The sequence below is a fragment of the Hymenobacter sp. M1-2 genome (assembly GCF_057808495.1).
The window spans coordinates 1-21,184 of sequence record NZ_JBTYZO010000007.1 but is presented as its reverse complement, the minus strand read 5'-3'; the positions used below and the strand labels follow the sequence as shown (position 1 = coordinate 21,184).

Here is a 21,184-nt window from a genome sequence, read left to right as displayed (position 1 = left end):
TAGGGCACAAAGCTAAACGAGTATCGGCTTACGCCGATACTCGTTTTGGAAAGTAGCTAGGCCCGTCGAGCGTTACTCCGCGCTAGCGGTGTTTAATCCGTCTAAATCTTCGGCTGTGAGCTGCAACTCCATGGCTTTCAGTAGTTCTTCTATTTGCTCGGGGCTGGTACCACTGGCAATGGGAGCCGTCAGGCCGGGCTGAGCAATAATCCAGGCCAAGGCCACCTGGGCCGGGGTGGCGCGAGCATGGCGGTCCACTACGGCGTCCAGCGCCGCTAGAATGCGTAGGCCCCGCTCGTTGAGATACTTCGGGCCGATGCTGCCGCCCCGGACGCTTTTGCTGAGGTCGGCTTCGGTGCGGTACTTGCCGGTAAGAAAGCCCGAAGCCAGCCCAAAATAGGGAATCACGCCGAGGTGTTTTTCCTGCGCCAGCGGCAGCAACTCCGCCTCGAATTCGGCGCGGGCGTAGAGGTTGTAGAGCGGCTGCAAGGTTTCGTAGCGGGGCAGGCCCTGTTGCTCGCTGGCTTCCACGGCCTCGCGCAGCCGGGCGGCCGAGAAGTTGGAGGCTCCGATGGCGCGCACCTTGCCTTCTTTGATGAGTTGGGCGTACGCTTCGAGCGGTTCGGTCACGGTCACCGTCGGGTCGTCTTTGTGCGACTGATACAGGTCGATGTAGTCGGTGCGCAGGCGCTTGAGCGAGCCTTCTACAGAGCGCAGAATGTAATCTTTACGCAGGCCTTTGTGGTCAGCATCCACTTCCCAGCCCACTTTGGTAGCCAGAATGATGTCGTCGCGGCGGCCGCGCTGTTGCAGCCACTTGCCAATCACGGTTTCCGACTCGCCGCCCTTGTGGCCCGGCACCCACACGGAGTAGGCGTCGGCCGTGTCGATGGCGTTGCCGCCGTTGGCCAGAAAAGCATCGAGCACGCGGAAGGACGTGGCTTCGTCGGCGGTCCAGCCGAAAACGTTGCCGCCGAGTACGAGCGGCGCGATGTGCAGGCCGGAGCGGCCTAGTTCACGAGTTTGCATGTTGTGAGGGGGTGACAAGTGACAGGTAACAGGGATGGATTTTTTGGCGCGTCGCTTTGGGTTGGCTGGGCTAGGTGAAGCCGGCACAGAAACCGGGGGAGTGGGCAATAGTTGCGGCGGGCACGGCAAGGTGCTACTTTACGGCATGGCCAACAAGCTCGATACCCTCGAAGACCTAGACGCCCCAAGCCGCCCGGCGTGGCGGGCCTGGCTGGCGGCGCACCATACCCAGCCGGAAGGCATCTGGCTCATTCTTTACAAAAAAGAAAGCGGCCAGCGCCAAATGACCTACGCCGATGCGGTGGAAGAAGCCCTGTGCTTCGGCTGGATAGACTCGCTCCCGCGCAAGCTCGACGCGGCCCGCTACAAGCTGCTGTTTTCGCCCCGTAAAAAGGGCAGCGTATGGTCGGCGCTCAACAAGCAGCGGGTAGCCCAGCTCGATGCGGCCGGTTTGCTCATGCCCGCCGGCCGCGCCAAAATCGAAGCCGCTCAGCAAGATGGTAGCTGGAACATCCTTAACTCCAGCGACGCGCTGGAAATGCCCACCGATTTAGAAGAAGCCCTAGCCACCAACACTGTGGCGCAAGAGAATTTCGCGGCGTTCAGCAAGTCGGCGCGGAAGCAGATTTTGCAGTACGTGGCCGATGCCAAGCGCCCGGAAACCCGGCAGAAACGTATTGCGCAAACGGTGGAGCTGGCGGCGCAGAATCAGAAGCCCAATCAATACGTGAAGGAGTAAAAAGCGAGGGGCGGGCTCAACTGAGCCAGGAAAGTTGGCGCCCACTACAAACTCGCTTTAGCTTTGCATACCACTTACGTTTTGCCATGCGTCTTCTCTTCCTGCTGCTCGCCGGCTTGCTCACGCACACTGCTGCTTTCACCCAGTCCGTTACGGAGCGCGACTTCAAAAAGCACTTCGACGCGTATGGTCTGCGCGGCTCGTTTTTGCTCTTCGATGCCCAGGCCAACCGCTACACCGCCTACGATGCCAAGCGCTGCCGCCAAGGCTTTCTGCCGGCATCCACCTTCAAGATTCCTAACACCCTCATCGGCCTCGAAACCGGCGTCATCCGCGACACCAGCCAGGTGATGAAGTGGGACGGGGTGCCGCGTCGCTTTCCACAGTGGAACCAGGACCTAACGTTGGCCAATGCCCTGCGCGTGTCCTGCGTGCCGTGCTACCAACAAGTGGCGCGCGGAGTGGGGGCCAAACGCTACAATGAGTGGCTGCCCAGGCTCAAGTTTGGGAAGATGGTCGTGACCGAGGCTACTGTTGATACCTTCTGGCTGACCGGCAATTCGCGCATCACGCAGTTCCAACAAATTGATTTCCTGCGCCGCCTGTACGCCGACAAACTGCCGGTATCGGTGCAAAATCAACAGATTACGAAGCACCTGCTGTTGCTCAAGAAAACGGCCACTTACCAGCTGCACGGCAAATCCGGCTGGACTTACCAAGACCCTCTGCACAATAACGGCTGGTTTGTTGGCTGGGTGCAGCAAGCTGATGGCCACGTGTACTTTTTCGCCCTCAACGCCGAGCCGCAACCCGGCCAGCCCGCCGACGATAAGTTTGTGAGCGGCCGCCGAGCTATTACCGAGAAGATTTTGGCGGAGCTGGGCATCACTGATCACTAATTGACACGGATTTTAGCGGATTTCACGGATTTTGTGGACGATAGTGGCCATCAAGGTTGCATAGGAAGCAGACACATTGTTGTAGACTATTTTCACAAGTTGTAAGAATAGTCTACAGCTTCTTACTGCGATTCTGTGGACTATTTTTATTGCTCTTGAAAATAGTCCACAACGTGACGAAACAGGTGGCAGAAGACCACTCAAAGCCTTAGACGCTGTTTAAGTTAGTTTCAGACCATCATGCTGAGTTTGTCGAAGCATGACGGTCAACAAGAGTTGGTTAGCTAACTTAAATAGCTTCATAGGCCCGCTAAACGGTCGGACCTTGCTTTGATAACTTACCCGGCAGAATTTCGCTTTTACTTGCCGCATGGTTAATTGAGCGTATGGATGGTGGGCATCTTGCTAGCTCCGAAGCTAATGGGTGTAGATCCTGACGCATCCTTATCTTTCGGGTGGACCTTAGTTCTTTCTTTGTATGCGCGCTACGTGGTTCATTTTGATGATGTGGGGGTTGTGGCTGGGGCAAGTAGCGCGGGCCCAGACGCCGCGGGCCGACATCCTCATTCGTAACGGCCACCTCTACGATGGGACCGGCAACGCCTGGACCCAGGGCGACGTGGCGGTGCGTGCAGGCCGCATCGTGGCCGTCGGCCGGTTGCCCGCCAACTACCCCGCCGAAACCGTGCTCGACGCGCGCGGTTTGGCGGTGGCTCCCGGCTTCATCGACATCCACACGCACATCGAAGACGACGAGCTACGCCAACCCACGGCCGATAATTTCATCTACGACGGCGTAACAACCGTCATTACTGGCAACTGCGGTTCCTCGCGCCTCGATTTGCGGCGCTATTTTCAGGTCATCGACAGCGCCCGGATTTCGGTGAACGTGGCCTCGCTCATTGGGCATGGCAACGTGCGCAAGGCCGTGTTGGGCCGGGCGCGGCGGATGCCTTCGGAGGCGGAATTACAGCGCATGGAAGCCTTGGTCGACAGCGCTATGCAAGCCGGCGCCGTCGGGCTTTCGTCGGGGCTGATTTACGTGCCTGGCACCTACGCCCGCACGCCGGAACTGGTGCGGCTGGCCCGTGTCGCGGCCCGGCACGGCGGCCTCTACGCCACCCACATGCGCAACGAAGGCGACAGTGTGGCTTTTGCTCTGGAAGAAGCCTTGCGCGTGGGCCGCGAAGCCGCGCTGCCCGTCCAGATTTCCCACCTCAAACTCAGTGGGCCGCAGAACTGGGGCCGCACCGCTGGCCTGCTCGAACGGCTGGAAACGGCCCGCCGCGTCGGCCAAGAAGTCACCATCGACCAGTACCCGTACACGGCCAGCTCCACTTCCCTGAGCACCCTACTGCCCGACGACGTGCAGGCCGACGGCCGCGATTCGCTACGGGCCCGCTTGGCCCGCCCCACCCAACGACGCGCCGTGGAAACCAGCCTGGTGCACCGCCTGCACCACCGCAAGCTAAAGCACTTCAGCTACGCCGTAGTAGCCAGCTTCCCGCCCGACAACAGCTACAACGGCCTCAGCATCGAGGAAATAAACCGCCGCCGCGGCCGGCCCCATACGGCCCGCGCCGAAGCTGGCACCGTGCTGGACCTGGTATTGCAGCACGACGCCGGCATGGTGTTTCACGGCATGAGCGAAACCGATGTGCAGAGCATCATGCGCTACCCGCAAAACATGGTGGCTTCCGACGCCAGCATCCGGGTGTGGCAGGAAGGCGTGCCGCACCCGCGCGGCTACGGCTCCAATGCCCGCGTGCTGGGCCGCTACGTGCGCGAGTTGCGCCTGCTTACCCTCGAAGAAGCCATCCGCCGCATGACCAGCCTGCCCGCCAACACCTTCGGCCTCACCGACCGGGGCCTACTCCGCCCCGGCCTCGCCGCCGACATCGTCGTGTTCAACCCCGCCACCGTGCAGGACCGCTCCACCTTCGAGCAGCCCCACCAGTATTCCGTCGGCATGCAATACGTGCTCGTCAATGGCCGCCTCACCGTGCGCGACGGCCGCCACACCGGCGCCCGCAGCGGCCAAGTACTCTACGGCCCTGGCAAGCAATAGTGCGGCAATCCATTCTGCGCACGATTCATTGGCAAGTCCCTGTGCGTTGGCCCAAACGGCGCGGAGCCAGCTATTCGCTTTGCTCGTGCGCGGAACGGATTGCCGCACTACTGTTTTTCCAGCACCCGCCAACCGTGGGCCGGTACGGGTAATTTATCGTCTTCACGGATCGTGATGGGCGTGTCGCCGAATACATCAGTCCAGGAGCCGGCGGTTTCCGGGGGCAGCGGGAGCAGCTGCGGAGTGGGGGAGGTGTTGATGACGGTGAGGACGGCGGCAGCTTCCTGGTGGCGCAGGAAAGCATATAGGTCCAGGGAGCTGGGCAGCGGCTGAAAGCGGCTGCTGGGGTCGCCGTTGCGCAGGGCGGGGTGGCGCCGCTTGAGCTGGAGCAGCCGCGCGTAGAAATCTTGCAGCGGGAAGTCCTGCCAGTTCACTGGGTCATGGTCGAAGAAGGCTAGGCGCTTGTTGAGGGCGGCTTCCTGGCCGGTGTACACCAGCGGCATGCCAGGCAGCAGTACCGTAAGCACCGCGAAGGGCAAGGCCAGCGGGCCCAGGCGCTCGTACTCGGTGCCATCCCAGCTGTTTACGTCGTGGTTGCTGGTGAAGTGCATCAGATATACCGTGGGCGGGTACTTCGCCCGCTCGGCCGCCAGGTACACGGTGATGTCGCTGAGCGGGGCTTTTCCTTCGGCAATATGGTCGAGCAGATAGTGCAAGCGCAGCCCGAAGCTCATGTTGAAAGCTTGTTCCAGCAGCCGGGTATTGCCGTTGAAGTTCTCGAACGTGAGCCCGCCGGAAGGGTACAACTCATCCCACTCAGCCAGCATGAATACCGGCTTCAAGGCGTCCAGCTCCCGGCGAGCCTCATCCCAGAAATCGGTGGGCACGAGGCCGGCTACGTCGCAGCGGTAACCGTCGATGTCGGTTTCGCGCACCCAATAGAGCAGGGCGTCGGTCATGTAGCGGCGCAGCTCTTGGTGCGTGTAGTCGAAGGCTACAACGTCGGTCCAGTCGGGCACGGGCGGTACGAGTTGGCCCTGCGCGTCGTGCTGGTACCAGTCGGGGTGCTCGTGTACCAGCGGGTTGTCCCAGCTGGTGTGGTTGGCCACCCAGTCGAGCAGCACCCGCAGGCCTAGCTGGTGGGCGGCTTGCACGAGGTGGCGCAAGTCGTCGAGCGAGCCGAACTCTGGATTCACCCCGAAATAGTCGCGCACGGCGTACTGGCTGCCCAAACTGCCCTTGCGGTTGACTTCCCCGATAGGATGAATCGGCATCAGCCACACGATGCTCACACCCATAGCTGCCAGCCGCGGCAAGTGCGCCTCAAACGCCCGGAACGTGCCTTCCGGCGTGTATTGACGCAAGTTTACTTCGTAGATAGTGGCAGAAGCAGCCCATTCCGGGTGGCGAACCTGGAATAAATGAGCATCGGGGTGCGCGGCGAAATTAGACACGGGCGGAAAAGCAGCGGTGACGAAAAAGAAGTAGAAGTCTATAGCCAAACGGCTGCCAACGGCGCAGGTTGTGCCCAAGCCTGACCTCAACCCACTCATTTACCTCCGAAAAAGCACCACGCTCAAGTTCGAATGACGTCTGTATCGGGCGGCAGGTAGCCCAGGTGCCGGCTCATGGTCAGAACCTGGCCTTTGTGGTGAAACTCGTGCGTGATGACGTGTGTGAAAAGCACTAGGGGCGTGAGCTGCAACGGCTCTGCCTGATGAGAAGCCGCAAAGAACTGAGGCGTTAGCCACGCAGAATCAAACTGCTGGATAAACTCGGCTACGGTGGCATCAGCCGCGGCAAACACCTGACGGAGCGCGGCTACATCGGGCACGGTGGCAGGGTCAACAGTTCTACGCGGCCGACTTTGGGCTACTGTGCTGAGCCAGTATCGATAGCAGCCAGCCATATGCACGAGTAAGTCTCGGATGCTGCTGTCGTTAAAGGCCGTTAGCGGCGCTGTGAAGTGCGCTGAGTCGAGTGTGGCGCAATAGTCGAGCAGCTCGGCGCGGGCACTTTGCACGAGGGCGTATTGTATTCGGGCGTCGGTCATGCCGAGGGAGTTAGAGAGCGGGTTGCGCAGATGGCTTTTCCAGCACCCGCCAGCCATGCGCTGGCACGGACAGCTTCTGCTGCGGCTCCAACGCCACGGTTGCATCGGAAAATAAATCCCGAAAACGGCCCTTAGCCGTTGTAGTGGGCAGTTCTACGGTCTGTGACTGGTTGGTCAGATTCACGAATGTGAACACGGCCGCCTCCCCCTTTTGGCGTTGGAAAGCATACGTACCAGTCGGCGAGGGCAGCCGCGTGAACTGGCTGCACGGGTCGCCGTTGCGCAGGGCCGGGTGGCGTTTCTTGAGTTGGAGCAGCCGCGTGTAGAAGTCCTGGAGCGGGTAGCCGTTCCACGGAATGGTGTCTTTGTCGAAGAAGCGGAGGCGCTTTTTGAGGGCGGCTTCTTGGCCGCTGTACACCATCGGGATGCCGGGCAGCAGGGCCGTCAGCACGGCCTGGGGCTGAGCATCGGGGCCCAGGCGCTCGTACTCGGTGCCGTCCCAGCTGTTGATGTCGTGGCTGCTGGTGAAATACATGAGGTAGGCACTGGCCGGGTACCTAGCCCGCTCCACCCGTAGGTAGTTATCGATGGCGGCGGTGGGCTGCTGGCCGCGGCTGATGCTGTCGAGCAGGTAGCGCAGGCGGAGCGCGTAGGTGGCGTCGAAAGCTTTTTCTAGCAGGCCGGTGTTGGGGTTGAATTCGCCTTTCTTCAGGAAGGGCGGGTCGTGCAGTTCGTCCCACTCGGCCAGCATAAACACTGGCTTTATCTTCTCTAATTCCGGCCGCGTATCGTTCCAGAAATCGGTGGGCACCAAGCCGGCCACGTCGCAGCGAAACCCGTCGAAATCAGCTTCCCGCAGCCAGTAGACCATGCTTTCCTGCATGTAGCGGCGCAGCTCGGGCTTGGAGTAGTCCAGGTCGATGACATCCTGCCAATCGGCTACGGGCGGCACAAACTGGCCGGCAGCGTCGCGGGTGAACCAGTCTGGGTGTTGCTGCACGAGCTTGCTGTCCCAGCTGGTATGGTTGGCTACCCAATCCAGAATCACGTGCATGCCGCGTTTGTGGGCTTCCTGGTTGAGGTGGCGCAAGTCGTCGAGCGTCCCGAACTCTGGGTTTACGGCCCGGTAGTCGCGGATGGAGTACTGGCTGCCGAGCTTACCCTTGCGCTTCTCCTGGCCGATGGGCTGCACCGGCATCAGCCACAGCACGCCCACGCCCATTTGCTGCAAGCGCGGCAGATGCTTCTCGAAAGCCCGGAAAGTGCCCTCCGGCGTGTACTGCCGAATGTTTACTTCGTAGATGCTAGCCGAATCGGCCCACTGCGGATGGCGGATGGTATAGGCCGCCGGCGCGGCCGGGGCGCAAGTGGTGGCGGGAGTATCGGACGTGGAGGAAGAGCCGGACTGGCAAGCGGCCAACAGGCTCAGCAAGCAGAAGGGCAGGAGGCGGGCAGCTCGAAACATGCACTCAACATACCAAATTTTGCGCGGCATGGCCGGCAAGCCAGATGAGATGGGCTAGAGCTAGAAGCTAGTTCTGGGCTAGCGGGTTGCTCGGCTTGGGTCGTAGCGCACGCCGCCGAACCAGTACAGCATCAGGGTGCGGGAGTAGCGCAGGCTGAGCGGCGTGAGCAGCAGCGCCACCACCGCCACGGCCACGATGTAAACCCACGTATCGGGGTCGTTGAGGAGGAAGTACACAGCGAAGCCTACAATCAGCATAATACCCGTAGAAAAGGCAAAGCTGATATACATGGCACCCCAATAAAAGCCCGGCTCGGGCTCATAGGCTTGGCCGCACACGGGACAATGCTCCGGCATCTCCGCAAACTTGGTGAGATTGAGAGCGGAATGATTGAACAAGGGTCCTTGGTGGCAACGGGGGCAGCGCTGAGCCAGCGCGGCCAGCACCGAAGAATCTGTTTGTGGCATGAGACGCTTCGAAAACGAGGGTACACTACTACTACGGCAGGCCACAAAGATGCGTTTGTCTAGCGGAAGTCTTGCTGCGTAGCAGCGCTATTTCCAGCCTGGTAGAGCAGGGCCATTCTTCCGGCTACTACAAGGCCAGATGGTAGCTGCTTGAAAACGAGTTCCTAGAGGCTCGGCTTCCTGTCTGGCCGTTTCGTGTGCGCAATTCAGAAGACTTGTTGAGTTCTGAGTCTGGCAGACACGCCGACTTTGCTGGCTAAGTCTGCTGCCAGGTGGTATTTTGGCTGACTTTTCACCCGGAATTATTTATGCAAATACCGTTTACGCCGTTGGTGGTGGGGTTGCTGGCCGTGGTGGCGCAGGCCGTTTTCGCGGCGGGGCTGCTGTGGATGGCCCGTCAGAACCGCCTGCCCAATCGGTTTTTGGCCCTGCTCATGCTGGCTATTGCTCTGTGGATGCTCGACGGATTTTTCCGGTTGGCCAACATCTATGGGCAGGACCCTGACTGGTATTTCACTCCGATTTATTACTCCTTCGCCTTCGGGCCGCTGCTGTACTTCTACGTGCGCAGCCTCGTCAACCACGATTTCCAGTTTCAGGCCCGCCACCTGTGGCATTTCGGGCCGGTGCTGGTGCAAGCCGGGCTGTACTGGTGGCTGCGGTTTCAGCCCTACGAGGTGCGCAACACGTTCTGGGAAACCATTCACCGGCCTTACACCTACCGCGTCGAATTCATTGGGACCTGGGTTTCGCTGACGGCCTACCTGCTCCTGAGCTTGCGGCTGCTACGCCATTACCGGCGTTGGTTGGTGGAGAATTTCTCGGAAGTGTCGCAGCTGCGCTTGGTTTGGCTGCGCACTTTATTGATACTCGTGGCTGTGGTGAGCGCGCAATGGCTGCTGGAGCTGGTGTTGCGCGAGTTCTACGGCCGCTACTATCAATACGACTACTCCACTGAGCTGCTGGGCGTGGTAGTGTTTCTGGTGGGCGTAGTGGGCTTGCGCCAAGCCGATATGCAAGCCGTTCGGTTCGCGCCGGAGGAAACCACGGAAGCCGAAGCCGCGTCCGTGTCGGTTAGGTTGGAGCCTGTCGAGCCTACGTCCGCGCTGCCGGCAACCACCGAGGCCGCGCCCGGTGCATCCGCGCCGGTGCCGGTTGATGCGGCGGTAGTGGCCCGCATCCGGCACGCGCTGGAAGAGGAGCGGCTGTATCTCAATCCTACGCTCACGCTGGCGGAGCTGTCGACGCACACGGGACTGGCGCCGCGGCTCATCTCGTTCACCGTCAACAATGGTTTTGGGCAGTCTTTCAACGACCTCGTGAACGGCTACCGCGTGGCCGAAGTACAGCGTCGCCTTGCCACCCCGGATGCCCAGCGGCTCACGCTGCTCGGCCTGGCCTTCGAAAGCGGCTTCAACTCCAAAACCACCTTCAACCGCATCTTCAAGCAGTTCACCGGCGTCGCCCCCCGAGAGTATAAGACCTGAGACAATGGGACATGAGAAGCGAGAGCTAGAAACTAGCACTAACTCCCCTCCTTCTTTCAAGGAGGGGTGGCCGCAGGCCGGGGTGGTTCAGCTAGAACTAAAGAAGCTAGAGCTAGATATCGTTCAACGACTTTACCACCCCGGCCTGCGGCCACCCCTCCTTGAAAAAGGAGGGGAGCTAGTTGTAGCTCTGGTATTTGCAGGTAGCCGCAAACTAGTCCCACATCATGATTTGGGGCGTCCCGATGCCGGATTCGGGGCGTTTCCGGCTATGTAGGCCGCCACCTTTGGGTCATTCTTCAACCCCCAATGACTCATGAAAACTTTGCTGCTTCTGCTGGCCCTAGCCGCCGCTGCCCCGCCGCTACTCGCCCAAACTGCCCCCACCCCCGCCTGGACCGACCACACCCGCGCCCTGCCCGATAAGCTGCGCCAGGTGCCGGTGGGCCTCACGCTCTGGCACAATCCCAATCCCGTTTATCCCGAGCCCAACCCCGATAAGCCCGGCGCTTACGTGTGGAGACACAGCACCATGGTTCGGTCGGAGGTGGGGGAGTTGGAGGTGGTGGAATGCGGCAGTTTCATTTGGTATAGTGAGGCCGGCTGGCAGGCCAATATCCGCGAGACGCCCGCCGAATTTGCTGAGTTTTTCAACTGCCCCGGCGGCAAGCTGCGGGCCGGCCGCGTCTACACTTTCGCCAAGAACTACCGCTACGCCGACAGCGCCCAGCGCCTCTACGGCGGCGATGCTCTTTGGTACATCCTCGCCAAGGACAAAGCTGGCAAGCTCTACAAAGGCATGGGCCTGATTGAAACCGAAGCCATCGTCCGCTAAGTGTGACGTGGGCTTCAGCCCGCAGCCCCCTGGCAGAATGTCTTTTTTCGAGTGCGAGCTGCGGCCTGAAATCCGAGCTACCACTCTCTATCATTTTCAACATTCCAAGCTACGGACTGAAGTCCGTGCTACACTTCGACTTACCATGAAAACGCTACTCATTTCCTTGCTGCTTTTCGTTTCGCTAGCTGCTTCTCAGCCTGCCACCACCTATCAGGTGAACCCCGCCGCCAGCCAGATTGCCTGGACCGGTTACGCCGAAGTTGGCTCCTACGCCCCGAGCGGCACGGTGCAACTGCGCCGCGGCAGCTTCGACTACGATGGCCGCACCCTGCGCAATGGTCGTTTCGAGCTGGATATGCGCACCATTCAGCAGGAGCAGGCCCAGCTGGCGGAGCACCTGCGCGGCGCCGATTTCTTTGATGTCGCGGCTTATCCCACGGCCGTTTTCGTGCTGGATGAGGTGCGGCAGGGCGTTGCCCGTGGTCAGGTCACCATCAAAGGCATCAGCAAGCCCCTGGAGTTTCCGCTCACGCTCACGCCCCAGCCCAATGGCAGCCTCCGCGCCAAAGGTACCGCCACCATCGACCGTACGCAGTTTGGCGTGAACCACAACTCCACCCGCTTCTTCCAAAACCTGGGCTCCTACGCCATCCGCGACGAATTCAAGCTGGACTTCGACGTCGTAGCCGCCCCCGCGAAATAACTAAGCGGCGGCTGATAGTGCTGTATTATAGCAGCACGCCATCCACGGCCTGCACGCGGGCCGGTAGCTCCGTATCACCGAGCATTTCTCTTAAGTCGATTTCGATGTTGCGGCAGATAGCCGTCATGGGAACGTCATTGATGCCGTTTTCGAAGGGATTCTCGCTGGCATCGCCGATGGATTCCATGGAAAAAAACACCCAGCAGACGAGCACATTGAAAGGCACCGTGAGCCAGACGGCGTACTCATTGAATTTGGCCAGCTCGCCCACCAGCGCGAAGGGCAGCAGCCACGTAAACGTATCGACGAAGATGGTGCTGAAATAAGCGTACTGACGCGGGAAAGGGAAGCTCTTGATTCGCTCGGCGGCGCCCTGCTGGCTGAAGCATTCCGTCATGAGACCTTCTAACTGATAGTGCTCAAAGCCATCGAGCAACTCGTGGCGCTTCAGCTCGGTTAGCTGCAACGATTGCCCAAGGAGCAGGGCGTTGGCTACGTTGCTAGCGCCGCAGTTTAGTCGGTTGAGTTCTTCCGCCGTTAGAAACGGACGCAGCGTATTGCGCATCTTTTCGGCTTCGCGGCCGGGCTGCTGTTGTACCAGCTCCACGTGCAGGGCTCGCTCTTCGTCTTGCCACAACACGGTGCGCCGCAGTTGCAAGCGCAGCGCATTGGCCCACGCTACTTGCCGCAAAATAAGCTGCCGCCGCACTGCTTTAATATGGTCCAAAGTAGCTGCATCAGCATGGGCAGTTTGCGTGTGTCCCACTACGGAATTGACGAGTACGGCCAACTCCGGCTGGCATTGGTGATGGAGCCCCAGATGCGGCGGGCTTCCCAGAGTCGTTCGTAGGAAGAGTTGTTTTTGAAGCCCACGTAAAACGCCACCGCCGTACCAATAGTAGCCACCGGCAGAAACGGAACGGATATGAACGTCCAGCCCAAACCTTTATACAGCGCTAATACCAAAGTGGCCAGCAGCGTGTACTGCACCAGCTTGCGCCAGCTGAAGAACAAAATGACCCGAACGGGGAAGCTCTTACGTGTGTACATCGGAGAGAATCAAACAGGTGAAGTCGTCAGTTAGCCGTAAGCTAGTACCACATTAACAGACTCGCTTGCTCTTAGCACGATAGTAACGCGAAACGGATTTTCGCGCTACTCTTTCACCAGAGTCAACGCACCAGCACCAGCCGTTGGCGTTGCCCGACCAACTCGGCCCAGTAGACGCCGTTAGCCACCGGACGGCCTTGCGCGTCGTCGGCGCTCCAGACGAGGGTGTGAGAGCCGGCTTCCGTGGCGGGAGTTAGAGTACGTACCAGCCGGCCCGCGGCGTCGAAGATGCGGAGCGGGCCGGGTTGGCCGGCGCGGTGCAGCGTGTAGCGCAGCTCGGTGCGGTCGGAGAACGTGCGGTTGTCGGGCGCTTCCAGCGTGAGGGCTTCGGTGGGCGCGGCGGTGGGCGTGGTGTTCAGGCGTAGGCCGCGGACTGAAATACTAACGGGTTGCCGCTCCAGCGGGAAACGCAGCCGCACGGTGCCAGCGGCGGCATCGTATTGCCACTCGGTGGTGGATAGGGCCGCGTTGTTGAGCAGTACCGAGGTTGGAGCGGTGGCTACGCGCGGAATCAGCAGTTCCACGCTACGCCGGGCGGGCGCGCCTTCGTAGCCTTGGCCGCTGGGCACAACCTTAATATCAGCCTGAGTTGACGTGGTGGTACCACTGAAGGCCAGCAGTTCATAAGCGCCGGTCCGTAGCGCCGAGGCCGATTTGCCGTTGTCGTCGTAGAGGGTGAAGCTGGTGCGGCCGGCGGCGGGGTCGGCGTAGTAGCGTACACGCAGGCTGTCGGTTTTGTAGCGCGTGGTGCTCGGTACGTAGGGTGCCATCGGCAGGAAAGCTCCGGCGCGTACCAGCAGCGGGAGGCGAGCCAGCGGCGCAGGCAGGCCCACGATCTGGGAGCCGGCGTAGGTCTGGTGCGACTCAAAATCTACCCAGGAGCCGGCCGGCAGTACCACGTTGCGGCGGCGCTGGCCGGGTTGCAGCACAGGAGCCACCAGCAGGCTGGGACCTAGCAGGTACTGGTCGTTGACGTTGGTGAGGGCCGAGGTGTTTTGGGCCTTGAACTCTTGCTGCTGCCGTGCCATCAGTCGCTCCCCGCCCCAGGCCGTAGCAGCGGCCGTATTCCAGTTCCAGTCGGTGCTGGTGCTGGAGGGCGCGGCTTCAGGGGCGGCGAGTTCTTGGTTTCCGACGGCTGTGAGTGGAGCAGTAGCGGAGCCAGTTTCCACGGCCTCCGGCTGCAAATACGTGGTGCCGAAGTTCATGGGCCGAGCCAGCGGAGTGCCGGTCTGATTGTTTTCCCAGGCCAGCGAGTAGAGGTAGGGCAGCAGCTCGTAGCGCAGGTGAGTGTAGCGCCGCACGATGCTCTTGTAGGGCTCCGGGTACCAATAGGGTTCGGGCGGCACGCCTTCGCCGTGGGGCCGCAGAATGGGGCAGAGGCTGGCCATTTGCAGCCAGCGCGTGTACAGCTCCGCATCCACGGGCCCCACGCAGAACCCCCCGGCATCGGAGTGCATGTAGCCCACGCCGCCCATGCCCATACCCAGCATAATGGGCACCTGCGCCTGAAAGCCCGACCACGAGCGGTTGATGTCGCCCGACCACGGAAACACGCTGTTGCGCTGCATGCCTGCCCAGCCCGAGCGCGACAAGTTGAACAGCCGCTCTTCCGGGAATTCTTTGCTGTAATTCTCCTGCAAAATGCCCGCCCACGCTTGGCCCAAGCCATTATGGACCTGCCGGGTTGTGCCGGGCAAGTGGTGCATGTCGGCGGGGTGGTTTTCGGGCTCGCCCAGGTCGCTCCACCAGCCGCCGGCTCCTTCGGCCTTGCGCTGCCGGTAGTAGCTCCAAAGCCAAGACCGGGTTTCGGGCTTGTACATGTCCAAGATGGTGGCTGGCCCGGCCCAGAACGATTCCACGGTGTAGGGCGAGCCGTCGGCGTGGGTGCCTACGAGGCCCTGGTTGCGCACGGTGGCGTCGTTGCGGGAGGTGCGCATCACGTAGGGCTCCGAGATGAGGATGGTTTTCACGCCCACTGAGTCCAGCCGCCGCATCATGCGCACGGGCTGCTTGAACTTCTCGTAGTCCCAATCCAAGTCGCCCTGCCGCTTGGTGCCCCCGAACCAGTACAAATCGAGCACCAGCGCATCCAACGGAAATCCTTCGCGCCGCATCCGGGCCGCTACCTGCTCCATTTCCAGATCCGACTTATAGCCGAAACGGCTTTGGATGAGGCCCATGCCCCAGCGCGGGGGCAGCGGCTGCCGGCCGGTGAGAGCGGTATAACGGCTCAGGATTTCGGCGTAAGACCCGCCCGTAATCAGGAAGTAGCCCAGGCTAGAAACGCCTTCGTTGCCGTATTCGAGCACATTTTTGCGGCTCGCGCCAAGGTCGAGGTAGCCGGCCGCCATGTGGTCGAAAAACAGCATGTAGCCGCGGCTGCTCATCACGGTGGGCAGACTTACGTTGAGCGTCGGCTCGCCATTCTGGTAGGAGTAGTGCGCCTCATTGTAGAGCGTGAGGCGCCGGCCGCGGCGGTCCACCGGCAGGGCCCGGGAGCCGGTGCCGTAGAGGTGCTCATCGGGTTGCAGCTGAAAAGAAACGCCCGTGCCGCCCGGCCTGCTAGTTTCGTTGGAACGCCGCTGAAACGCCCCGCCCACTTCAGATAGTAGCGTTTCGCTGCCTCGTCGGTAGCTTACCCGCAAAGGGGTTTTCTGGATGATAACGGTGACGGTGCCGTCGCTAGGCGAATACTGCCAATCCAGCTCATTGCCCCGGTTATGAGGCGCTTTGCTAAGGTTGCTTTTCGTGAGGTCGGGTGCCTGCACTACACTTATCGAGGCTATATCCCGCACTGGCGTACCGGCTGGGAAGTATTCTACCCGCACTATACCCGCCGCCCAGGGTCGCACGCGTAATGTGCCACCATCGGTGCTGCGGATGCTCAGAATGCCATTCTCGTACCGATGCGACTTATAGTTGCCGATGGCCACCGGTGCGGCTTCGGGTCGGCGAAATGGATCGGTAGTAGGTGGCCCATCGGCTTCGCGCTGGCCTAAACTGGGCGTAGATAGGGCAAGAAGCAACAGCGACAGTAGAGGCAGAGCGCGGCGAACAGGGGCGGGCATGGGCAATAGCAAGGTTTAAAGGCCCAAGATACACGCCCGCTCCGGTCTGACGTCTTTTTCTGATCGTCGAACCAAGTGCTGTACGGTTCCGCTTGCTGCTGACTTACAAGAAACCGGCTCCTTGCTCCCGGAAAGAACTTTCGCCTCCTGGGTCTCACTAGAGCGTGTGGCATAGTAGCGCGGCAATCTGTTCCGCGCACGAGCGAAGCTAGTAAGCAGTACCGCGCCATTTGCGCCACCACGTAGAAACTCGCTGGCGACGTATTAGCGCGAAACAGGTTTGCACGCTACTACGTCGCTGAGCTGGCTACGCTCTTGAGCCATGCTGCAACAGCCGTAGTTGAAGTAGGCGGCAGAACGTACGGCGGGGCTCTTGCGTATCGCCAGTATCATTTCACTCCCTAAAACTCCCCGGCCATGAACCACGCCGACCGACTCGAACAAACCGTTCAAGGCATCTACAAAGCCCTCGAAAACCCCGGCCAAAACCCAGTTGGTGCCGGGCTCACGGCCATCGACAACTGGATTGAAGCCCTCGATGGCATCGGCGGCTCGGCCCTCAACGGCATCCAGGGCGAACTACGCACCCTGCGCAGCCACATCCAAAACAACGACCGCGCTTCCATTGCGGCTTCCTTGCAGCACATCGGCCAAGAAACGTCCCTCGTGGCCCGCGACCTGCACGACAGCACCGGCGACCATCTGCGGCACCTGGGTCAGGCACTCGTTGTTGCCGCCGGCAACCTGAAGGTATCGTAACAGAGGACTATTAAATTTTCACTAAGATTTTGGTGTGTATAAGATTTCGGCCGGCGTCAGCTCCCACGGAACGATGCTGGCTTTTTTATGACTGCATTACAGTTGAGTTGAGCGGGATAGCTGAGGTACAAGCCGAGCGCCGATATGTTTTGGGGCTAGTTGTTTGACTAGTTGAGCCTCAACTTTCGCGGAATGGTTGAGTAAGAAGAGGGTTCAATTTCTTTCCAACCAACACTTCTACCCCTATGGATTCCTCCACCTCCCAATCCTCCAGCCAACTCGATGCCACCCTGCAAGCCCTCGGTGGTGGCCTAACCGCCGCCGCTCCTGCCGCCGCCGGCAACATCGACGGCTGGATTTCCACCCTGAACGGGGCCGGTAGCCCCGCGCTGAGCGCCATTGCTTCCGAGCTGGAAAACCTGAAAAGCGCCATTGGTAGCGGCGACGGTTCCCAAATCAGCCAGTCGTTGCAGACCTTGGGCCAGCACACCACCAAAGCCGCCGAAAGTGCCACGCCCGACGCCAGCGCCAAGCTCCAGCAACTAGGCCAAACGCTAAGCTCCGCGGCTACTTCGCTGAAAGGCTAACAACCGCAAGCTCACAACTGAAAAGGCTGCTCCAATCATTGGAGCAGCCTTTTTGCTTTCGTGGAGCAAGCAAGTGTTCCACGAATAAGGGACTTACAGCCGTTTTCACTTGGCAGTACGAGTGTTATTCCGAGCGGAGCGAGGAATCTGAGGCACCCACTCAAGAACAACCCAGATTCCTCGCTCCGCTCGGAATGACACTCTTAGTGCTGAACCGACCCAACACAGCGGCTTCACGCTTCCTTTGGCCCATTTTGCAGGCTTTTCACACTTTGTTTCTGGATGATTTACCGGTGAATGGAAAGTACTATCTGGCTCAACTACTTGCCAGTAGCTGATCCGTGCGGTTTAGGTATATCTAGAACTGCCGCCAACCCTTGCCCGGAGGATGCAGTAAATAAGGCTTTCCTTTTCCACTCAATTCCGTTTTCTATGTCTGTTTCACATTCCGCCAGCGCCGACCAACTCGAAGCTTCCCTCCGCATCTTCCGCAGCGGCGACCTAACACAAGCTCTCGACCTCGCCACCAAGAATATCGACGGCTGGATTCAAACGTTGCGCGCTTCCGGCGAGACGGCCCACGCCACTATCGCCGCCGACCTGGTACAGCTCAAAGGCTACCTCAGCGGCAACGACCCGGACCCCATCAGCAGCACACTCCAAACCCTCGCCGAGCACATCAACAGCATTGTCGACAACGCCAACCCCCGCTTCATCGACTCTCTCGATGAGCTAGCCAAAGCCCTCAGCGACGCCGCCCGCAGCCTCCAACATGCCAAGGAGCAACAGCAGTAGCCAACGCTAGCGGCTTTCTTGGTAAAAGAAGCTCCAGTAGGATATCGGCTAGGAAGCAAGCAGCTGGTTTGCCGGCTGCTTGCTGGAATTGCCAAACCCCGCTTGACTGAGTAAATGGCTGGTACTAGCACGCCTATTAAACAACCAGGACTCCATCGACCTCTCCTAAGATTTCCTTAGGAGAGGTCGATGGAGTCCTGGTTGTTTAGGTTCATGAACACTCTAACGTAGTGGCGCTATCTAGCCGCTGAGCTACGAGCAAGCGCGCACATACGCCCCAACGGCGCCGTCGGCCGTTAGCGCAGGCTCAGCTTGATGAGAGAGGTTTTGGTGCCCATGGTGAGGTGCAAGATGTACTGGCCCGCAGCAAACTTGCTGAAGTCGAGGGCTTGCTCGTGCACGCCGACGGGCTGTTTGGCGTAGGGCGACACCTTCACGGCGCGGCCTTGTAGGTCGTAGAGGGCCCAGCCAACCGGCTGCTCCGCTGTCAACTCATAGCGAAGCGTCGCCACGCCGCCTGGCAGCGGATTGGGATACACCGCCGTCGGCCGGGCCAAGGCTGCGGCACTGGGCTGCTGGGCCGCGGCCGTTTGGCTAGCCGCGGCGGCTCCATTGGTGCCGCGCGCCGCCGTCCCCGTGTTGACGGGCACAAAGCGCCACTTTTGCGCATCGTTGTGGTAGCTCTGCCACAGGTGCACATTCGCACCGGCCGAGCTGCTGGAGCCGCTCACGTCCAGGCGCTGACCCGGCGCGCACTTCGGCTCCAATTCGAAATATCCGTTGCCCGCATCAGTGATGGTCCACTTTTGCGCGTTGCTGGTGTTCGAAGTATAAAGCTGCACATTCGTGCCATTGGCGGTGCCCGAGCCATTCACGTCCAGCACTTTGTTGGGGTCGAGCAGGGAGATGAGGCGGTAGGAGCCATCGGCCTGGCGCTGCACGTTCCATTTTTGCGCGTTGTTGCCGTTTTCGTACCAGGTAGCCACGTTCGTGCCGTCAGCGGTGTAGGCGCCGGCCACGTCCAGGCGCAGCCCCGAGGCGCACTTCGGTTCCAGGGTATACACGCCGTCGGCGACGGGCGCCACCGGCGTGAAGCGCCAGCGTTGCGCAGCATTGCCGTTACTCTCCCAGATCTGCACGTTGGTACCCGCCGTGGTGCCGGCGCCGCTCACGTCCAGGCGCTGGCCGGGGGCGTGCTGGGGGGCCAGCTCGAAGTAGCCGTTGCCCGCATCGGTGATGAGCCAGCGCTGGTTGGCTTGGCTCAGCCACGACCAAATGTGCACGTTGGCCCCGCTGGTCGTGCTGATACCATTCACGTCCAGTACCTTGGTCGGGTCCAGCAGGGAAGTCAAGCGGTAGCTGCCATCGGACTGGCGCTGCACGTTCCACTGTTGGGCACTATTGCCGTTGTCGGTCCAGATTCGCACGTTCGTGCCGTCGGCGGTGTTGGCACCGCTCACGTCTAGGCGGGTGCCCGGCGCGCAACCGGCCGTGAGCGTGTACACGCCATCCGCCAGCGGCGCAGTGCCAACGACGGGTGGCGTCGTGTTGGTCGTGCCGGGAGGGTAAAGCTGAGTCACCGGAATAACTTCCTGTTGCTGCTGCTCGCTAGACCAATACAATTGGGCGTAGCCGTTGCAGCAGCCGCGGAAGTACTCTACTTTGATGTCGTACTTCTGGCCCGCCGTCAGGGTGATTTGCCCGGCGTGCCACTGCAATCCGCGCTGCGCCCACTGATCGATGATCTGCCGCCCATTCACCCACAACCGCATACCGCCATCGACGGCAGTCCCGAAAGTGTAAGTGCCGGAATAGCGCGGCTGCACTTGGCCGGTCCAGCGGGCGGCGAAGGTGCCACCACTGATACCAGTACCAGGCGATGCTTCGCCCCATATAAAATTCACCTGCCGATCAGTACGGCTGATTTTGCGGTCGGCAAAAGTATTGTCGGTGAAGTACTCGCCCAGCAGACCGGTGCCCGTGCCCGATTCACTCACTGTTTTCGTGTCGCTGCTGTAGTAAGCGATGTTGTCGAAGTTGGGCCGCGGCGAAGTGGTACGGGACAAAACATCGCCGCGCGTCAGGTCGCGCGTTTGGCCGTTGCGGATTTCGCGCACCCATACATCGTAGGGTTTGCCATTGTGGTTGATTTCGTTGAGTCCAATCAAACTCACGTCGGCGTTGTCGTTGATGAACATGGGCACCGTAGGCTTGTCCGTCGAGGGGTAGGGCGTGGGGCAGAAGGCTTCGGTTTTACCGCCTGGGTAAGTGTGAATCAACGTCATGGCTCCCTCGCCCTTCATGCCCAAGATCCACAGATTGGCGCCGCGATTAGGCACGGTGTAGTACTCGGTGTTGAACTGGCGGGCCCAGATATTCTGTCCGGCCGTGTTGGGGTAGAGTTGCCCGACGAAATCGGTGAGGAACAAGTCGCCGCGCCCGTTACCGAGCACCTTGAAGTCGTTGGTAGAAGTCAGAGCTAGCGTGCGCGCATTCGACGCGTGCTCGATCGTGGGCTGGGCGTAGGCCCCGTTGATGATTTTGTGCAGGCGTTCGATCATCACCACCGACGCATCGGCGGCGCTACCTTCCACCAGCTTCAACCGGCCTACCCCATAAACAACGGCGTCGTTGCCCATGAGGCGGCGCAGATTGCCTCTCAGTTCGACCGTACCATCAATGCGGAAGAAGCCGCCGCTCGGGAAGTACACGGTGGTGGCGCCGGAGTTGATGGCGGCCTGAATGGCGGCCGTGGCGTCCTGCTGCCCGCTGGCGTCGGCCCCGTAACTCACTACATTGGCCCACGTGTTGGGCGCGTCCCAGGGCACGGTCGGCACATCCTTAATCGGCAGGCCAATGGACTTGCTGGGCGTAGCAAACAAGGCATCGTAGCGGCCGGGATAGGCATATTCTTTAATTAAGCCGACGGACAGATCGGGGTTGGCGGGCCAGAAATGCACCCGGTCCAGGGCTAGAGCGTAGCCGCTGGTGGTTACGTTGCGCGCGTAAGTGCCGGTTTCATCAATGATGGCCGCCCGGGTGCTGGCCGCGCCCGTGCCCCGTAGGTCGGAGTCGAGCAGCGTGAGGCTGTTGGGGCCCGTTTCGTGGCTGTAGAT

Annotated in this window: 18 protein-coding genes; 9 read left to right on the top strand and 9 right to left on the bottom strand. The window is 60.6% G+C overall.

All coding sequences use genetic code 11. From position 1 onward, the window contains the following. Nucleotides 1-72: 72 nt before the first annotated feature. Nucleotides 73-1,029 carry an aldo/keto reductase gene (locus ACYSMN_RS08375; protein WP_488923411.1) on the bottom strand — a complete coding sequence of 319 codons (957 nt, stop codon included), beginning with the start codon at nt 1,027-1,029 and terminating at the stop codon, nt 73-75. 43 nt (nt 1,030-1,072) lie between these two features. Between ACYSMN_RS08375 and ACYSMN_RS08370 the strand changes: the two genes are divergently transcribed. The 3 genes from ACYSMN_RS08370 (at nt 1,073) to ACYSMN_RS08360 (ending at nt 4,735) form a co-directional block, all read left to right on the top strand. Then, entirely contained in the window at nt 1,073-1,768 is a 696-nt protein-coding gene (locus ACYSMN_RS08370; protein ID WP_488923410.1) for a YdeI/OmpD-associated family protein, read from the top strand. An 86-nt stretch (nt 1,769-1,854) separates the two neighbouring features. After that, complete coding sequence (gene blaOXA / locus ACYSMN_RS08365) at nt 1,855-2,667, top strand: class D beta-lactamase (RefSeq protein ID WP_488923409.1); 813 nt, start codon at nt 1,855-1,857, stop codon at nt 2,665-2,667. A gap of 478 nt (nt 2,668-3,145) precedes the next feature. Next, nucleotides 3,146-4,735 (top strand): N-acyl-D-amino-acid deacylase family protein, encoded by a 1,590-nt coding sequence (locus ACYSMN_RS08360; protein WP_488923408.1) that lies wholly within the window; start codon nt 3,146-3,148, stop codon nt 4,733-4,735. Nucleotides 4,736-4,842: 107 nt separating this feature from the next. Here ACYSMN_RS08360 and ACYSMN_RS08355 read toward each other — a convergent pair whose 3' ends face one another. From ACYSMN_RS08355 to ACYSMN_RS08340, 4 genes are all read right to left on the bottom strand, one after another. Further along, on the bottom strand, nt 4,843-6,189 hold the full coding sequence (locus tag ACYSMN_RS08355) for an alpha-amylase family glycosyl hydrolase (protein WP_488923407.1): 1,347 nt from the start codon (nt 6,187-6,189) through the stop codon (nt 4,843-4,845). Between the two features lie 122 nt (nt 6,190-6,311). After that, nucleotides 6,312-6,788: a DinB family protein gene (locus ACYSMN_RS08350; RefSeq protein ID WP_488923406.1), complete on the bottom strand. Its 477-nt coding sequence runs from the start codon at nt 6,786-6,788 to the stop codon at nt 6,312-6,314. Between the two features lie 10 nt (nt 6,789-6,798). Further along, nucleotides 6,799-8,253: an alpha-amylase family glycosyl hydrolase gene (locus ACYSMN_RS08345; protein WP_488923405.1), complete on the bottom strand. Its 1,455-nt coding sequence runs from the start codon at nt 8,251-8,253 to the stop codon at nt 6,799-6,801. 78 nt (nt 8,254-8,331) lie between these two features. Continuing rightward, entirely contained in the window at nt 8,332-8,721 is a 390-nt protein-coding gene (locus ACYSMN_RS08340; protein WP_488923404.1) for a DUF983 domain-containing protein, read from the bottom strand. A 308-nt stretch (nt 8,722-9,029) separates the two neighbouring features. Here ACYSMN_RS08340 and ACYSMN_RS08335 point away from each other — a divergent pair, with 308 nt between their 5' ends. The 3 genes from ACYSMN_RS08335 (at nt 9,030) to ACYSMN_RS08325 (ending at nt 11,749) form a co-directional block, all read left to right on the top strand. Then, on the top strand, nt 9,030-10,208 hold the full coding sequence (locus tag ACYSMN_RS08335; RefSeq protein WP_488923403.1) for a helix-turn-helix domain-containing protein: 1,179 nt from the start codon (nt 9,030-9,032) through the stop codon (nt 10,206-10,208). 316 nt (nt 10,209-10,524) lie between these two features. Next, entirely contained in the window at nt 10,525-11,043 is a 519-nt protein-coding gene (locus tag ACYSMN_RS08330; protein ID WP_488923402.1) for a hypothetical protein, read from the top strand. Nucleotides 11,044-11,188: 145 nt separating this feature from the next. Beyond that, nucleotides 11,189-11,749 carry a YceI family protein gene (locus tag ACYSMN_RS08325; RefSeq protein ID WP_488923401.1) on the top strand — a complete coding sequence of 187 codons (561 nt, stop codon included), beginning with the start codon at nt 11,189-11,191 and terminating at the stop codon, nt 11,747-11,749. Nucleotides 11,750-11,774: 25 nt separating this feature from the next. Here ACYSMN_RS08325 and ACYSMN_RS08320 read toward each other — a convergent pair whose 3' ends face one another. From ACYSMN_RS08320 to ACYSMN_RS08310, 3 genes are all read right to left on the bottom strand, one after another. After that, the gene (locus ACYSMN_RS08320; protein WP_488923400.1) at nt 11,775-12,476 is read right to left on the bottom strand and encodes a bestrophin family protein; all 702 of its coding nucleotides are present in this window, start codon (nt 12,474-12,476) and stop codon (nt 11,775-11,777) included. Nucleotides 12,477-12,514: 38 nt separating this feature from the next. After that, on the bottom strand, nt 12,515-12,799 hold the full coding sequence (locus tag ACYSMN_RS08315; RefSeq protein WP_488923399.1) for a hypothetical protein: 285 nt from the start codon (nt 12,797-12,799) through the stop codon (nt 12,515-12,517). 122 nt (nt 12,800-12,921) lie between these two features. Then, a complete protein-coding gene (locus tag ACYSMN_RS08310; protein WP_488923398.1) occupies nt 12,922-15,927 on the bottom strand; it encodes a TIM-barrel domain-containing protein in 3,006 nt (1,001 codons plus the stop codon). A 417-nt stretch (nt 15,928-16,344) separates the two neighbouring features. Here ACYSMN_RS08310 and ACYSMN_RS08305 point away from each other — a divergent pair, with 417 nt between their 5' ends. From ACYSMN_RS08305 to ACYSMN_RS08295, 3 genes are all read left to right on the top strand, one after another. Beyond that, nucleotides 16,345-16,686: a hypothetical protein gene (locus tag ACYSMN_RS08305; protein WP_488923397.1), complete on the top strand. Its 342-nt coding sequence runs from the start codon at nt 16,345-16,347 to the stop codon at nt 16,684-16,686. A 245-nt stretch (nt 16,687-16,931) separates the two neighbouring features. Beyond that, nucleotides 16,932-17,273: a hypothetical protein gene (locus tag ACYSMN_RS08300; protein ID WP_488923396.1), complete on the top strand. Its 342-nt coding sequence runs from the start codon at nt 16,932-16,934 to the stop codon at nt 17,271-17,273. Between the two features lie 432 nt (nt 17,274-17,705). Further along, on the top strand, nt 17,706-18,068 hold the full coding sequence (locus tag ACYSMN_RS08295) for a hypothetical protein (protein ID WP_488923395.1): 363 nt from the start codon (nt 17,706-17,708) through the stop codon (nt 18,066-18,068). 296 nt (nt 18,069-18,364) lie between these two features. On the opposite strand, the gene ACYSMN_RS08290 is transcribed toward ACYSMN_RS08295, so the two are convergent. After that, nucleotides 18,365-21,184: RICIN domain-containing protein (locus ACYSMN_RS08290; protein ID WP_488923394.1), on the bottom strand; the 2,820-nt coding region annotated here is incomplete at its 5' end.